Raw genomic sequence first — 14,797 nt, 5'->3', positions numbered from 1 at the left:
ATATAGATATGTTATGATTTTTTTAAAATTTTAAGTTTCTCAATCAATTCGGTGTGGTTTTGTACAACTGTAATGTTGTTAAAAGTATTTTTTTCTTTTAATTCTTGTGTTTCTCGACCCATTAACCAAAGTGATTGTTTCTTTTCTGAATCAATTTTATCACTATAGTCAACTATATACTTTGCCAAAGGAGTTTTTTTAGGCTTTACAGTAAAGTAGGATAAAAAAAGTACGTTTTGGTAATGTTTTACAATATGCTTTAAATTTTCAAGTGGAATATTTGGGCCTAGGTAAACGGTATTAAAGCCAGCTTTTAACACCTCATAATGACAGTATAATAAGCCTATTTCGTGCATTTCGTGATGAGGCAAATAAAGGCAGAATGTAGGTTTAGTATCATCAAAAGATTCTTTTTTTAAAGAGTCAATATTGACAATAATTTTCTGTTTTATCAATTCTGAAATGAAATGTTCGTGAGCAGGATCAATTGTTCCGGTGTGCCATAAAGTTCCCAATTCAGTTAGTAATGGAATAAAAATATCAAAAAACAAAGTTCTGAAATCATTCGTTTTTTCAAATTCTTGAATTGTTTTTTGAAATAACGGATAATTAAACTCAAACATAGCAGTTTTTAACAGCTGAATGGTATGCGCATCCTTATCTTTAACTGTATATTCTTCAATAAGTTTAATGATTTCATCTTCATCAAGCGCAGCAATTTTAGAGATTTTTAAACCACTATTATATAAAAAAGAAATATTCAACAGCTTTTTTAGGCTATCTAAGCTGTACTCTCGAATATTAGTATCAGTTCTATTTGGTTCTAATAGGTTGTATCTTTTTTCCCAGATACGAATGGTATGTGCCTTTATACCACTTAAATTTTCAAGATCCTTGATACTAAACGTAGTTTGTATAGACATTAAGCAATTAAAATTGGTGTGCTCAAATTACTAAAAAGAAAAAGATAAATTTAAAAAATGTTTAGTTTTTTTTAAAATAAACTAAACAACATCATATCTGTGTGAAAGTAAGTGCCCAGGATGGGAGTCGAACCCATACGCCCTAATGGACACATGGCCCTCAACCATGCCTGTCTACCAGTTCCAGCACCTGGGCTTACAAATAAGGTGCTTTGTTTTTAGAGATTGCAAATATATGTATTTTGATAAGAGAGATTTCTTTCAATTTAGAATTTTTTTCAAGATAGCTTTAAGGCGCAATAAAATAAATTTAATATGGTAAACTTCCATAGTAAAATTCTTATTTTTGGTATGTGAACGTTTTTGAAGAAAAAAAAGGCAATATATTTAAGCTCTTATCTGAAGCCATTTCAGAAGGGATAATAATTGTAAACAAAGATCAAGAAGTAGTAGCTAGCAATGGTGCTGCAAATGCTATGTTTGGGTATGAAACTGATGAACTTTTAGGAGAACATCTCAACCTTCTTATACCTCAAAAATATAAAGCCAATCATTCAGGACATTTTAAAAATTTCATGCATCATAGCAAGAGAAGGCAGATGGGGCACGGGCGTGATTTATATGGTTTGCGTAAAGACGGAACAACTTTTCCGGTAGAAGCAGGACTTAATCCGTTTCAAATTTATGAGAATATGTATGTGATGGCACTCGTAAGTGATATCACTATAAGAAAACAACAAGAAAAGGTAATACTGGATCTAAACTCAAACCTTGAAGAAAAAATTGCACAACGCACTAAAACACTTGAAGAAACTGTTGACAAACTTAAAAATGAAGTAGAAAAACGAAAAACAGCCGAAAGCAAAATTAAAGAGTCACTAAAAAAGGAAAGAGAACTTAATGAACTTAAAACAAAGTTTCTATCTATGGTGTCTCATGAATTTAAAACACCTTTAAGTGGTATTCTTACATCGGCTACATTAATAGGCAAGTATAAAGAAACTCATCAACAAGAAAAAAGAGATAAACACTTAAAAACGATTAAATCAAAGATTAAATATCTAGACAATATTTTAAGTGATTTTCTTTCAATAGAACGGTTAGAGTCTGGTAAAACCGTATACAAGTTTAGTACCTTCCCATTAAGTAAAGTACTTAATGAAGTGATCTATGACGCCAATATGCTTTTAAAAGATGGACAATCTATTGAATACCCTAGTGATATTGATGATATTGTCGTTGAATTTGATGAAAAAATACTTGAACTTATTTTGACCAATTTAATCAACAACGCCATCAAATATTCTTCAGAAAATTGTACGATTTATGTAACTGTAGAAACCAAAAAGAAGCATCTTATTATTTCAGTAAAAGACGAAGGAATTGGCATTCCCGAAAAAGAACAAAAACATATTTTTAATAGATACTTTAGAGCCGAAAATGCTCTTATAAATGCAGGTACCGGAATAGGATTAAATATTATAAAAAGTCACCTAGATAATCTTGACGGCAAAATAACTTTTTCTAGTACAGAAAATAAGGGAAGTACGTTTGTAGTTTCTATACCATTACACTTAAATTAAAACCTTTAATCTTTTAACTATCAATAGCTTTTTTATGAAAACCATCCTTTTAATTGAAGACGATGCAGCTTTACGTGAAAACACAGAAGAACTATTAGAATTATCAGATTATAAGGTGTTAACAGCTCCCAATGGAACGCTAGGAGTAGAAACAGCTTTACGTGAAATACCAGATTTGATCATCTGTGACATAATGATGCCAGAGTTAGATGGATATGGGGTTTTAAGTGCGCTCTCCTCAAATACAATAACACAACACATTCCGTTTATATTTTTATCTGCAAAAACTGAGCATAAAGAAATACGAAAAGGAATGGATCTAGGAGCAGATGATTACCTAACCAAACCTTTTGAAGAAGATGAGTTAATAAGTGCCGTAGAAAGTCGCCTTGCAAAAGCTACGTTGCTATCAAATATGGTGCAGCCTGGGCAACAAGCAGAAAAAGACAATGAAGATGGTGTGAGAAACCTTAATGAGCTTAAAAACTTTTTTGATGACCACGGAAAAATTTTAAAATATGAAAAAGGTGAAACAATTTTCCGAAATGGTCAATATGCGACAATGGTTTATTTAATATTAAAAGGAGTTGTAAAAACTCATAAAATGGATGACAACGGCAAAGAGTTAATCACTAATCTTCACAAAGCCGATGACTTTTTAGGTTTTACATCGTTAATGGAAAGCATTCCATATACTGAAGAAGCCACTTCTGTTGAACAAGTAGAACTAGCCGGTGTGCCTATTTCAGATTTAAAAGAAATTCTTACTAAAAATAAAAATGTATCCTTAGAGTTATTGAATGTTTTATCAAATTCAATTTCAGAAGTAAAAGAACAGTTACTGCAAATGGCTTTTAGTTCGGTGAGACGTAAAACAGCAAATACTATTCTTCAGTTTACAGAAGTATTAAACAAAAAACCTCACGATGGTATTAAAATCTCTAGATATGACCTGGCAAGTGTTGCAGGAATAGCAACTGAAAGTTTAATACGTACCCTTTCAGACTTTAAAAAGAAAGGACTAATAGAAATTGAGGGGCGTAATATTAAAATTGTTGATCTTGAAGGGTTACAAGAAGTCAATTAAGTACTACCTAATTTATTAAAACTGATTATTGTCATTCTTTACAGAGTGCCATAGGATTACATTTGCCATTAAGTAATGAAGTGTAATGAATGTTTTAATACCCACAGACTTTTCAGATAATTCGTGGAATGCCATTAATTATGCCCTACATTTATTAAAAAATGTAGAGGTTACTTTTTTTATATTGCACGTAAGCAATGCGAATGAATATACAGTTCTTGATGAAGCCACCAATGATCTAGCTGTGACTAAAGCTTCAAAAAATCAAACTGTAGAAGATCAACTCTCCCTTTTAAAAAACCGAATTCTTTCAGAAAGTAAAAATAAAAAGCACACCTATAATTTTGGTATTGAATATAACTCATTCATTAAAACGCTTAGAGTACAAATAGTTGCAAAGCAAATTGATTTAATAATAATGGGAACCAAAGGTGTTTCTGGCATAAAAAAGTATCTTTTAGGAAGCAATGCGGGTGATGTGATTACCAAGGTTAAGTGTCCGGTTTTGGTTATACCAGAAAAGGCTCGCTATGAAACTCCTTTACAAATTGCCTTTCCTACAGATTATAATATTTCATATAATAAAAGAGTACTTAAAACATTAAAAACAATAACTGGGTTACATAATTCATCTTTAGAAATTGTTCATGTAGGAATAAAAAAACTACCATTAACTACCGAACAAAAAAAGAATAAAACGATTCTTTCAAAAAGTATTGAAGAGTTACAACATTCTTTTAATACGTGTAACTGCTTAAACCTTGAAGATACCATACAGCAGTTTGTAGAAAAAAAGGAAATAAATATTATTGCGATGGTAGCCAAAAACTTAAACTTTTTTCAGCGTATTTTATTTAAACCTAATATTGAAAAAGTAAGTTTTCAAACAGAAACACCTTTTCTAGTTTTGCATGAATAAATATTTATTCTTCCTTCTTTATAGGGTGATCTTCATAAAAATCTTCAAATGTTTTATCTGTGGTGTATGAGTCTGTCAAGATTTTATAGACACTGTATAACAGAAAAGCTTGACCAATAATTGTTATGTAAAACACCCAGCTAAATAAAATATTCATCACTGAAAAAATAGTAACTGTAAGCAAAAATATAGTTGTGATGCTTAACCAAGTTATAGCTGAAGTTTTCATTTTTATTTTAAAGTTACGTTTCAAAAACTAAAAAAGCTCTTAATAAATAGCTAAATAATTGATAAAGAGTGGTTTTTGTCTTTGTTTTACTGTCAAACTTATCTAAGTGATTTTTTTTCAACAGTCTTCATAGACTGATTTTTATCATTTTTTAAGCCTTTGTTTCATTTTAATTTTAAGCTATAAAAATCAACAACATGAAAAAGAAAATCCTTATCCCAACAGACTTCTCAAAAAACGCGTGGAATGCCACAACCTATGCAATAGACCTTTTTAAAAGAGAGCATTGTGAATTTCATATAGTTAACACCTACTTTTTAAGTGGTTATTCTACAGAAAACCTTTTAATACCCGAACCCGGTGACGCTGCATATGAAGTAATAAAAGAAGCATCTGAAAAAAATATTGAAAAACTAAAAACACAGCTCAACTTTAGAGACGATTCTCCAGGGCATAGGTTTTACTTTTATAGTGAATTTGGCACCCTTACCAATGTTATAAAACAAATAATAGATGATAAAGACATTGAGTTTATTGTAATGGGAACTCGCGGCGAAACTGACTCAAACAAAGTAGTTTTTGGCAGTAATACCATTACTGTTATGGAAAAAATACGATTGTGTCCTGTATTGGCTATCCCGGGAGATGTAATTTTTAAAGACCCTAATGAGATTGTTTTTCCTACAAGTTTTAAAACACATTTTAAACAAAGAGAGCTTAAGCACTTAATAGAAATAGCAAGATTAACAAATGCACCTATTCGCATATTGCATATGAAAGAAGAACTTTCGCTAAGTGATAAGCAAAAAGAAAATAAACAATTGCTAGAAGACATCTTTCATCAAATAGAGTTTACTCATCACGAGCTAGAAAACATAAGTGTAAAAAAAGGACTTCAATCCTTTGTGCAGAGCAGAGGTAGTGAAATGATTGCTTTTATTAATAAAAAGCACACCTTCTTCGGAAGCATTTTTACCAATCCAATGGTCAAAGAATTAGGAGCTCATGCCAAGGTGCCTATTCTTGCTTTACACGACATAAGAAGCTAACAAACATCTATTCCCGTACTGATAATTGTCATTTTTTAAAACAAGGTTCAGTCGCACCTTTGTAATAGGTATAATGAGCAAATTTTTAATCTATGACTACATGTTTTCACTGTGGTGACCCTTGTATAGATACGCATATAGTACACCATGAAAAATCATTTTGTTGTCATGGTTGTAAAACCGTTTATGAAATATTAAACGAGAACAATCTTGATTATTACTACACGCTTGAACAAGCTCCCGGTAGTTCACCAAAAGAAATTGAAGGGCGGTTTGATTTTTTAGATAATCAAGATATAGTTGAAAAGCTAGTAGAGTTTAATGATGCAACAACACAAATTGTATCCTTTGTAATACCAACGATACATTGTAGTAGTTGTATTTGGGTTTTAGAAAATTTAAACAAACTAGATGAAGCTATACAAAATTCACAAGTAAACTTTCCTGAAAAAACAATCAGGATTACGTATTCTTCTGAAAAAACTACGCTAAAAAAAATAGTAGTTTTATTAAGTAAATTGGGGTATGAGCCCACTATATCTCTTGAAAATTCAGACAAAAAAGAAAAGAGTGTAGATAGAAGTCTTATTTACAAACTTGGTGTAGCAGGATTTGCTTTTGGAAATGTGATGTTTTTATCATTTCCAGAGTATTTTGAAGTTAATGAGTTTTGGCTTGAGCAATTTAAACACGTTTTTAGATGGTTGATGTTTGCCTTTTCTGTACCGGTGGTTTTTTACTCAGGGCGAGATTATTTTACTTCAGCTTATAAAGGTATACGTTCGGGTATTTTAAATATAGATATTCCTATTGCCATTGGTATAAGCGTATTATTTTTAAGAAGTACGATTGAAATTATTTTTGATTGGGATTCTGGTTTTTTTGACAGCTTAACAGGATTAGTCTTCTTTTTATTACTAGGTAAATTTTTTCAGCAAAAAACCTACTCATATTTATCTTTTGAGCGTGATTACAAATCATATTTTCCTATTGCAGTAACACGATTAAAAAAAGCAGAAAACAACGCTGTTATAGAAGAGCAAGCAGAGGTTTACAAAATTAAAAAAGGAGATAGGCTGTTAATTAGAAACAATGAGTTACTACCGGTTGATGCTATTTTAATAAAAGGTAATGCGTTAATTGATTATAGCTTTGTTACTGGAGAAGCCGAACCGGTTTCAAAAAACAGCGGAGATAAACTCTACGCCGGCGGACGTCAACAGGCAGGCATTATTGAGGTTGAAGCGTTAAAAGAAGTTCAACAAAGTTATCTTACTCAATTATGGAGTAATGATGTATTCAGTAAAGATAAAAATGGGATTTTTCAATCCTTGACAGATAGTATAAGTAAACGTTTTACCCTTGCAATTTTAAGTATTGCTTTTGTTTCTACCCTCATTTGGCTAGTCATTGATCCTTCAAAAGCATTCAATGTATTTACAGCTGTTTTAATAGTTGCCTGTCCGTGTGCCATAGCCTTGGCAGCTCCATTTACATTGGGAAATTTGCTGCGCATCTTCGGAAGAAATAAGCTCTATTTAAAAGAAGCGTCAGTCATTGAGCAACTCGCAAAAATAGATACTGTAGTTTTTGATAAAACAGGAACGCTTACAACCAACCGGAAAAATATTATTTCATATGAAGGTATAGAATTAACAGAGGATGAAAAACAACTTTTAACTAGTACACTACGAGCTTCAAACCACCCATTGAGCAGAGCGCTGTATTCAGTTTTAAAAGATAATAATATAAAAACGTTAGACTTTTTTGAAGAAGAAACTGGTAAAGGAATCAAAGCCGAAGTGAATCAAAGCAGTATTAAAGTAGGTTCGTTTGCATACGTTAATAAAAACTCTCAAAGTGATGAGATTAACCAGTTACATGATATTTCAAAAACAGCTGTACACGTAAGTGCAAATAACGTTTATAAGGGATGCTATATTTTTCAAAATGAATACAGAAAAGGTGTTTCTGAAATTTTTACAGCTTTAAGTGATACCAATAAGGTAATCATTTTATCTGGTGATAACGATGGAGAGCGAGAAACATTAAAAAAGCTAGTTCCTGAAAGTACTTCACTTATTTTTAATCAAAAGCCAGATGATAAACTACAATTTATCCATCAACAACAGCAACAAGGTAAAAAAGTAATGATGATAGGTGATGGATTAAATGATGCCGGCGCTTTAAAACAAAGTGATGTAGGTATTGTTATTTCTGAAAATATTAATGTTTTTTCACCTGCCTGCGATGGAATTCTAGACGCTTCAATGTTTAAAAATCTAGTAAGTTTTATAGACCTCTCAAAAAAAGGGATTGCCATAATAAAATGGGCTTTTATTCTCTCGTTGGTTTACAATGTTATTGGCCTCTCTTTTGCCGTAACAGGGCATTTAAAGCCCGTTATAGCAGCAATTTTAATGCCCTTGAGTAGTATAAGTATTGTTGTTTTTACTACCCTCGCAACTCAATATGCGAGTAGAAAATTAAGAATGAATTTAAATAACCAAAGGTGACTATTGTCATATTTTTTTAAAACATCAAAAAGTAGTTTTACAAAACCAAACAATAAGTAGGTATGAGTATAATCTATGTGTTATTATCAATTAGTGTAGTGGTAGCATTGGTCTTTTTTGGGCTATTTATTTTCTCAGTAAAAAAAGGACAATACGATGATACATACACGCCTTCGGTACGCATGCTTTTTGAAGATGAGTTAAGGGAGCAAAAAGTAGAATCTCAAGAATCTAAGAATATAAATAAGTCTAATTAATCAAATCCGTACTACGGAATGTAATTGTAACTATTATGCAAACAGAACAGTTTTATTACGATAATAAAATCGTAAAAAAGTTTGTCAATGCCACCATGTTTTGGGGTATTATTGGAATGAGCGTAGGATTACTACTCGCGTTCATGTTTTTATTTCCTAACATAACCGATGGAATATCTTGGTTAAGCTTTGGTAGGTTGCGGCCTTTACATACCAATGCTGTAATATTTGCATTTGTTGGTAATGCAATATTTGCAGGGGTATATTATTCTACGCAACGCTTATTAAAAGCTAGAATGTGGAGTGATCTATTGAGTAATATTAACTTTTGGGGATGGCAAGCTATCATTGTAGGTGCAGCAATCACTTTACCATTGGGGTATACTACTTCAAAAGAATATGCAGAGTTAGAGTGGCCTTTTGATATAGCAATTGCTGTAATATGGGTTGCTTTTGGGGCAAACTTGATAGGAACTATTTTAAAACGTAGACAGCGACACTTATATGTTGCAATCTGGTTTTATTTAGCAACTTTTGTTACTGTAGCAGTACTTCACATTGTTAATAGTATAGAGTTGCCGGTTTCTGCATTAAAGAGTTATTCCTTTTATGCAGGTGTTCAAGATGCGTTAGTGCAATGGTGGTATGGTCATAATGCAGTAGCATTTTTCTTAACAACACCTTTTTTAGGCTTAATGTATTATTTTGTTCCAAAGGCTGCTAACAGACCAGTTTACTCATATAAGTTATCAATAATTCACTTTTGGTCCTTAATCTTTATCTATATCTGGGCAGGTCCTCACCATTTATTATATTCTTCTTTACCAGATTGGGCTCAAAACTTAGGGGTGGCTTTCTCTGTAATGCTAATTGCTCCTTCTTGGGGTGGTATGATTAATGGGCTTTTAACACTTAGGGGCGCTTGGGATAAAGTGAGAACAGACCCAGTTTTAAAATTTATGGTTGTCGCAATAACAGGGTATGGTATGGCAACTTTTGAAGGTCCTATGCTTTCTTTAAAAAATGTAAATGCGATTGCTCATTTTAGCGATTGGATTATTGCTCACGTACACGTAGGAGCTCTGGCTTGGAATGGATTTTTAACCTTTGGTATGGTGTATTGGTTAGTTCCAAAGCTCTTTAAAACAAAATTATATTCTATAAAGTTAGCCAATGTTCACTTTTGGATAGGTACGTTAGGAATCATCTTATATGCATTACCTATGTATGTTGCAGGGTTTGTTCAAGCTTCAATGTGGAAACAATTTAACCCAGACGGTACACTAACCTACGGTAACTTTTTAGAAACTGTAGCTGAAATCATACCAATGTACTGGATGCGAGCAATTGGTGGAAGTTTATTTATCATAGGTGCATTTATTTCGCTTTATAATGTAATTATGACAGCAAGAAGTGGTAGTAAGGTAACCGATGAACTTGCAGAAGCAGCTCCACTAGAACGTGTAACGAAGCGTAGAACAGCAAAAGAAGGGTATCACACTTGGTTAGAAAGAAGACCGGTAAAATTAACAATCTATGCTACTATCGCTATTTTAATAGGTGGTATGGTTCAAATTATACCTTCCTTACTGGTTGATGATTATGTACCTGTAATTTCAAGTGTAAAACCTTATACACCATTAGAATTGGAAGGTCGTGATATCTATATTAGAGAAGGTTGTGTTTCTTGTCATTCGCAAATGATTCGTCCCTTCCGAAGTGAAGTAGAGCGTTACGGTGAATATTCAAAAAGTGGAGAATATGTGTATGACCATCCCTTCCTTTGGGGAAGTAAACGTACAGGACCAGACTTATTACGTGTAGGAGGCAAATACAGTGACAATTGGCACCTTAATCATATGTATGATCCGCAAAGTACTTCTTCAGGATCAATTATGCCGGCATATCAATGGCTCATCAGTTCAAAGCTTGATAAAAGTAGTACTGAGAAAAAGATGGAAGCAATGGTAACCTTAGGTGTACCCTATACAGAAGAAGACATAGCAAACGCTCAACAATCTATGAATAAGCAAGGAGCTGAAATTGAACAAAACCTTTACAGCGACCCAGACTTTGCAAAAACATATGAAGCAGACAAAAAATATGCTCAGCAAAACAACGAGCCATTTGTAGAAATGAAAGATAGAGAGATTGTTGCCTTGATAGCATATCTACAACGCTTAGGAACAGATATTAAAGTAAAAACAGCTGAAGAAATTTCAGCAGAAAATAACTAATCATGCTAAAATTTATAAAAGGAAATTTAGAAAGTATTGATGGGGTATCGGTATATCCAATCATTTCGCTGCTCATCTTTTTTATATTTTTTGTAATCCTATTTTGGTGGGTTTTTACAGCTAAAAAAGAACATATAAAACAAGTAAGTAAAATACCATTAGAGAACGATAAAAACAATCAACAGTTATGAAAACCACAGCATCCTATTTACGAGTAATTGGCATAATGGCCATTGCCTTTATACTTATGGAATTCACTGTTGATACCGGTGATAGTTGGGCCATAATTAAATACCCTGTTATTTGGGCCGTATTGGCGTTGGTCTTTCTTTTTGCAATAGCTATTGAGGTAATTTCAGAAACGCTTAAAAGCATACTCTTTAGAGGCTTGAATGAAGAAGCTCAACAACGGTACCTCGCAGAACAAGAATATAAAAGAGAGAACAATTGGTTTAAAAAAACTTACAAAAAGTTATTAGCTAAAAAACCAATTGAAAAAGAACAAGAAATAATTCTTGATCATAATTATGATGGTATTCGAGAGCTTGATAATGTATTACCTCCTTGGTGGGTATATATGTTTTACGCTACCATCGTTTTTGCAGTAGTTTATTTAGTTCGATATCACATTTTTGATGGTGTAAATCAAGATGAAGAGTATGAAATTGCAGTTGCTGAAGCACGAGCAGAAATAGAAGAATACAAAAAAACAGCAAAAGATTTAATTGATGTAAACACTGTTGAGTTACTCACAGGAAAACAAGACATTGCAGCTGGTAAAACAGTATTTGAAGCAAACTGCGTAGCTTGTCATAAAGTAGATGGTGGTGGAGGTATAGGCCCTAATTTAACAGATGATTACTGGATTTTGGGAGGAGGTATTAAAAATGTATTCAACACCATTTCTGAAGGAGGTCGAGATGGAAAAGGGATGGTTGCTTGGAAAACAGATTTAAGACCTAGTGAAATGGCTCAAGTTGCCAGCTACGTCCTTAGTTTGCACGGTACCAATCCTGCAGATGCAAAAGACCCAGAAGGTGATCTTTGGGTAGACCCAAATGCTCCAATTGAAGAAGTAGAAGTAAAACAAATAGACTCTACTACTATACAAGTACTAATGGAAGACCAACCCGTAACCGAAGACGTAGTTAATTAATTATAGTTACAATAAAAATAGATTGTGGAGACGCCTCAAAACGAAACATTTAGAGATAGTATAGGTACTATAAACGAAGAAGGAAAACGTTCTTGGGTTTATCCTAAAAAACCTTCAGGTAAGTATTATAAATACCGTAAGTACGTAAGCTATTTTTTATTGGCATTTCTATTTTCGGCGCCATTCATAAAAGTGAACGGTAATCAATTTTTACTATTTAATATATTAGAAAGAAGGTTTAATATTTTCGGGTTTCCTTTCTGGCCACAAGACTTTCACCTGTTTGTTATTTCAATGATAATAGGTGTTGTGTTTGTTATTCTTTTTACCGTGGCTTTTGGAAGAATATTTTGCGGATGGATATGTCCTCAAACTATTTTTTTAGAAATGGTTTTTAGAAGAATTGAATATGCCATTGAAGGGGATCGGGGCAAACAAATACGGTTGGATAAACAACCCTGGAATGCAGAAAAAATAAGAAAAAAAGCACTTAAATGGTTTCTGTTTTTTATCATTTCATTTTTAATAGCCAATGTGTTTTTGGCCTACATTATAGGAAGTGACAAATTATTAGAATACATTCAAGAAGGACCTCTTGAAAACTTAAATACTCTTATTTCATTAATAATTTTTACAGGGGTTTTCTATTTTGTTTTTGCCTGGTTTAGAGAACAGGTGTGCATTATTGCCTGTCCTTACGGCAGATTACAAGGTGTGCTGTTAGATACCAAAAGTATTGTAGTTGCTTATGACCATAAACGAGGAGAAAAAGAGAAAGGGAGAGCAAAATTCAATAAAAAAGAAGACCGTGCTACCACAGGTAAAGGTGATTGTATTGACTGCTTTCAGTGTGTTCATGTATGTCCTACCGGTATAGATATAAGAAATGGTACGCAGCTAGAATGTGTAAACTGTACAGCTTGTATAGATGCTTGTGATAGCATTATGGAAGCTGTTAACCTTCCTAAAGGACTTATTCGTTATGCTAGTGAAGAAAACATTGAAAAGAAAGCAAAATTCAAGTTTACTGCTAGATTAAAAGGATATACAGCTGTTTTATTCATACTTATAGGAATTTTAACAGGAATGCTCTTTTTACGAAACGATGTAGAAGCACGTATACTTAGATTACCCGGTCAACTGTATGAACACAAAGATGATAATATAATAAGTAACGTGTTTACTTTCAAACTAATAAATAAAACAACCGATACAATAAACAATATTCAATTCAAGCTTCTTTCGCATAAAGGAACAATTAAGTTGGTAACCAATAACGCTATAGATGTCCCTAAACAAGAACTAGCTGAAGGAACCTTGTTTATAGAAATAAACGCAAGCGCGTTAAATGGTGATAAAGACAAAGTAAAAATAGGTGTTTATAGTGAAGATAAGCTTATAGAAACAACGACAACATCTTTCTTAGGACCTCGAAGCTATAAATAACACAATACTAGAAATTATGAAAATTAATTGGGGAACAGGCATTCTAATAGGAATTATAGCATTTATATGCTTTATAATGTTTTTTGTAATCAAAATGAGTACAAATGATAAATACAGCTATGACTTGGTTGTAGAAGAATATTATAAAAAAGAATTAGCTTATCAAGAAGAAATAGATGCAGAAAAAAACCTATCTATCTTTTCTGAAAACATAAACGGCGTTAAAACCAAAGACGGTTGGCAAATAACGTTTCCTTCTGAAATAGACTCAAAACAAATTACAGGAGAAGTGTTCCTATATAGACCATCTAACAAGAAACTGGACTTTCAATTCCCTTTGAAAATATCCGGATCCAATTTGCTCATACCTGACAAAAGCTTGCTAGATGGTCGCTGGAACATTACTATTGACTGGCAATACAAAGGAAAAAAATACTTATACAAAGATCAAATACTGTATTAATCAAAACCCTGAGTACTTTTAAAGATGATACTATCTGCTTTATTATTTGGTTTACTAGGAAGTTTTCACTGCGTAGGTATGTGCGGTCCTATTGCTTTTTTACTACCGGTAGACCGTACCAACTCTTTTAAAAAAGTAGGGCAGTTATTTTTATATCATTTCGGTAGAATACTAGCATACTCAATTATTGGGTTACTTTTTGGTCTATTAGGTAAAAGCTTTTATTTGTTCGGGATGCAGCAGCAATTAACAATTGCAATAGGAGTGATTATGGTGATTACAATTTTACTTCCTTATAAAGTTTTTCAGAAATATAATTTTTCAAAACCTATTTACAAAGTTGTATCAAAAGTTAAAAACGAATTAGGGAAAGCATTAAAAAAGAAATCTCCAGATACTTTTTTAAGTATTGGTTTTTTAAATGGCTTTCTTCCTTGTGGCTTAGTTTACATGGCAGTATTTGGCGCTATAGCATCTGGTAATGCGTTACAAGGAAGCTTGTATATGGCTTTGTTTGGTTTAGGAACCATTCCTTTAATGACTACTGCAATTTATTTAGGAAACTTTTTAACCGGTCATATGAGACAACGTATACGTAAAACTATCCCTGTATTTGTGGTGATAGTAGGTTGTTTGTTTATTGTTCGCGGGCTGGGACTGGGTATTCCTTATATTTCGCCAAAACCTGCTGTAGAAGTTGTGGGAGCAAATTACAACTGTCATACAGTTTCAGAAAAAAGTACAATTCAAAATACATATTAACCAATAAAAATTTTAATTATGCTTACTACTATTATATTGCCTTTGGTAGACTGGGGAATGGGCACAGCTATGATAATCGTTTTTGCTGTTGTTTGTGTGGTATTATTTGCCGTTGTGTATGCAATGGTTAGTGGCGGAAAAAAGAAATAATTGCATAAAAAAGGTCACTA

At 32.7% G+C, this 14,797-nt stretch carries 15 protein-coding genes and 1 tRNA gene; 13 read left to right on the top strand and 3 right to left on the bottom strand.

All coding sequences use genetic code 11. The features are described from left to right. Positions 1-11: 11 nt before the first annotated feature. Together INR76_RS12925 and INR76_RS12920 are read right to left on the bottom strand one after the other, a co-directional pair. Positions 12-923: a MerR family transcriptional regulator gene (locus tag INR76_RS12925; RefSeq protein WP_223108368.1), complete on the bottom strand. Its 912-nt coding sequence runs from the start codon at positions 921-923 to the stop codon at positions 12-14. A gap of 112 nt (positions 924-1,035) precedes the next feature. Next, positions 1,036-1,119: transfer RNA gene (locus INR76_RS12920), tRNA-Leu, on the bottom strand. A 157-nt stretch (positions 1,120-1,276) separates the two neighbouring features. Here INR76_RS12920 and INR76_RS12915 point away from each other — a divergent pair. From INR76_RS12915 to INR76_RS12905, 3 genes are all read left to right on the top strand, one after another. After that, positions 1,277-2,506, top strand: a complete 1,230-nt coding sequence (locus INR76_RS12915; RefSeq protein WP_223108367.1) for a PAS domain-containing sensor histidine kinase — start codon at positions 1,277-1,279, stop codon at positions 2,504-2,506. A gap of 34 nt (positions 2,507-2,540) precedes the next feature. Continuing rightward, complete coding sequence (locus tag INR76_RS12910) at positions 2,541-3,593, top strand: response regulator (protein ID WP_223108366.1); 1,053 nt, start codon at positions 2,541-2,543, stop codon at positions 3,591-3,593. A gap of 85 nt (positions 3,594-3,678) precedes the next feature. Continuing rightward, a complete protein-coding gene (locus INR76_RS12905; RefSeq protein WP_223108365.1) occupies positions 3,679-4,512 on the top strand; it encodes a universal stress protein in 834 nt (277 codons plus the stop codon). Between the two features lie 4 nt (positions 4,513-4,516). Here INR76_RS12905 and INR76_RS12900 read toward each other — a convergent pair whose 3' ends face one another. Next, positions 4,517-4,741 (bottom strand): hypothetical protein, encoded by a 225-nt coding sequence (locus INR76_RS12900; protein ID WP_223108364.1) that lies wholly within the window; start codon positions 4,739-4,741, stop codon positions 4,517-4,519. A 197-nt stretch (positions 4,742-4,938) separates the two neighbouring features. On the opposite strand from INR76_RS12900, the gene INR76_RS12895 reads away from it, so the two are divergent. The 10 genes from INR76_RS12895 (at position 4,939) to INR76_RS14010 (ending at position 14,777) form a co-directional block, all read left to right on the top strand. Then, positions 4,939-5,790: a universal stress protein gene (locus INR76_RS12895; RefSeq protein WP_223108363.1), complete on the top strand. Its 852-nt coding sequence runs from the start codon at positions 4,939-4,941 to the stop codon at positions 5,788-5,790. A gap of 92 nt (positions 5,791-5,882) precedes the next feature. Next, a complete protein-coding gene (locus INR76_RS12890) occupies positions 5,883-8,306 on the top strand; it encodes a heavy metal translocating P-type ATPase metal-binding domain-containing protein (protein WP_223108362.1) in 2,424 nt (807 codons plus the stop codon). Between the two features lie 62 nt (positions 8,307-8,368). Further along, positions 8,369-8,563 carry a cbb3-type cytochrome oxidase assembly protein CcoS gene (ccoS, locus tag INR76_RS12885; protein ID WP_223108361.1) on the top strand — a complete coding sequence of 65 codons (195 nt, stop codon included), beginning with the start codon at positions 8,369-8,371 and terminating at the stop codon, positions 8,561-8,563. A gap of 35 nt (positions 8,564-8,598) precedes the next feature. Then, entirely contained in the window at positions 8,599-10,800 is a 2,202-nt protein-coding gene (ccoN, locus tag INR76_RS12880) for a cytochrome-c oxidase, cbb3-type subunit I (protein ID WP_223108360.1), read from the top strand. Between the two features lie 2 nt (positions 10,801-10,802). Next, on the top strand, positions 10,803-10,991 hold the full coding sequence (locus tag INR76_RS12875) for a CcoQ/FixQ family Cbb3-type cytochrome c oxidase assembly chaperone (protein ID WP_223108359.1): 189 nt from the start codon (positions 10,803-10,805) through the stop codon (positions 10,989-10,991). Then, positions 10,988-11,956 carry a cbb3-type cytochrome c oxidase N-terminal domain-containing protein gene (locus INR76_RS12870; protein WP_223108358.1) on the top strand — a complete coding sequence of 323 codons (969 nt, stop codon included), beginning with the start codon at positions 10,988-10,990 and terminating at the stop codon, positions 11,954-11,956. Before INR76_RS12875 ends, INR76_RS12870 begins: the two co-directional genes overlap by 4 nt. Positions 11,957-11,980: 24 nt before the next feature. Further along, positions 11,981-13,402: a cytochrome c oxidase accessory protein CcoG gene (gene ccoG, locus INR76_RS12865; RefSeq protein ID WP_223108357.1), complete on the top strand. Its 1,422-nt coding sequence runs from the start codon at positions 11,981-11,983 to the stop codon at positions 13,400-13,402. Positions 13,403-13,418: 16 nt separating this feature from the next. After that, positions 13,419-13,865 carry a FixH family protein gene (locus tag INR76_RS12860; protein ID WP_223108356.1) on the top strand — a complete coding sequence of 149 codons (447 nt, stop codon included), beginning with the start codon at positions 13,419-13,421 and terminating at the stop codon, positions 13,863-13,865. A 24-nt stretch (positions 13,866-13,889) separates the two neighbouring features. Beyond that, positions 13,890-14,627 carry a sulfite exporter TauE/SafE family protein gene (locus INR76_RS12855; protein ID WP_223108355.1) on the top strand — a complete coding sequence of 246 codons (738 nt, stop codon included), beginning with the start codon at positions 13,890-13,892 and terminating at the stop codon, positions 14,625-14,627. Positions 14,628-14,645: 18 nt separating this feature from the next. Continuing rightward, positions 14,646-14,777, top strand: a complete 132-nt coding sequence (locus INR76_RS14010) for a hypothetical protein (RefSeq protein ID WP_255592687.1) — start codon at positions 14,646-14,648, stop codon at positions 14,775-14,777. The last annotated feature ends 20 nt before the right edge of the window (positions 14,778-14,797 follow it).

The organism is Marixanthomonas sp. SCSIO 43207 (assembly GCF_019904255.1).
GTDB lineage: Bacteria > Bacteroidota > Bacteroidia > Flavobacteriales > Flavobacteriaceae > Marixanthomonas.
This window is presented reverse-complemented; position numbering and strand designations above follow the sequence as displayed.

Excerpts from the sequence above, each read along its gene's own strand:
- INR76_RS12925 (WP_223108368.1), bottom strand. The coding sequence starts at position 923 with ATGTCTATACAAACTACGTTTAGTATCAAGGATCTTGAAAATTTAAGT.
- INR76_RS12910 (WP_223108366.1), top strand. The coding sequence starts at position 2,541 with ATGAAAACCATCCTTTTAATTGAAGACGATGCAGCTTTACGTGAAAAC.
- INR76_RS12905 (WP_223108365.1), top strand. The coding sequence starts at position 3,679 with ATGAATGTTTTAATACCCACAGACTTTTCAGATAATTCGTGGAATGCC.
- INR76_RS12900 (WP_223108364.1), bottom strand. The coding sequence starts at position 4,741 with ATGAAAACTTCAGCTATAACTTGGTTAAGCATCACAACTATATTTTTG.
- INR76_RS12895 (WP_223108363.1), top strand. The coding sequence starts at position 4,939 with ATGAAAAAGAAAATCCTTATCCCAACAGACTTCTCAAAAAACGCGTGG.
- INR76_RS12890 (WP_223108362.1), top strand. The coding sequence starts at position 5,883 with ATGACTACATGTTTTCACTGTGGTGACCCTTGTATAGATACGCATATA.
- ccoS (WP_223108361.1), top strand. The coding sequence starts at position 8,369 with ATGAGTATAATCTATGTGTTATTATCAATTAGTGTAGTGGTAGCATTG.
- ccoN (WP_223108360.1), top strand. The coding sequence starts at position 8,599 with ATGCAAACAGAACAGTTTTATTACGATAATAAAATCGTAAAAAAGTTT.
- INR76_RS12875 (WP_223108359.1), top strand. The coding sequence starts at position 10,803 with ATGCTAAAATTTATAAAAGGAAATTTAGAAAGTATTGATGGGGTATCG.
- INR76_RS12870 (WP_223108358.1), top strand. The coding sequence starts at position 10,988 with ATGAAAACCACAGCATCCTATTTACGAGTAATTGGCATAATGGCCATT.
- INR76_RS12860 (WP_223108356.1), top strand. The coding sequence starts at position 13,419 with ATGAAAATTAATTGGGGAACAGGCATTCTAATAGGAATTATAGCATTT.
- INR76_RS12855 (WP_223108355.1), top strand. The coding sequence starts at position 13,890 with ATGATACTATCTGCTTTATTATTTGGTTTACTAGGAAGTTTTCACTGC.
- INR76_RS14010 (WP_255592687.1), top strand. The coding sequence starts at position 14,646 with ATGCTTACTACTATTATATTGCCTTTGGTAGACTGGGGAATGGGCACA.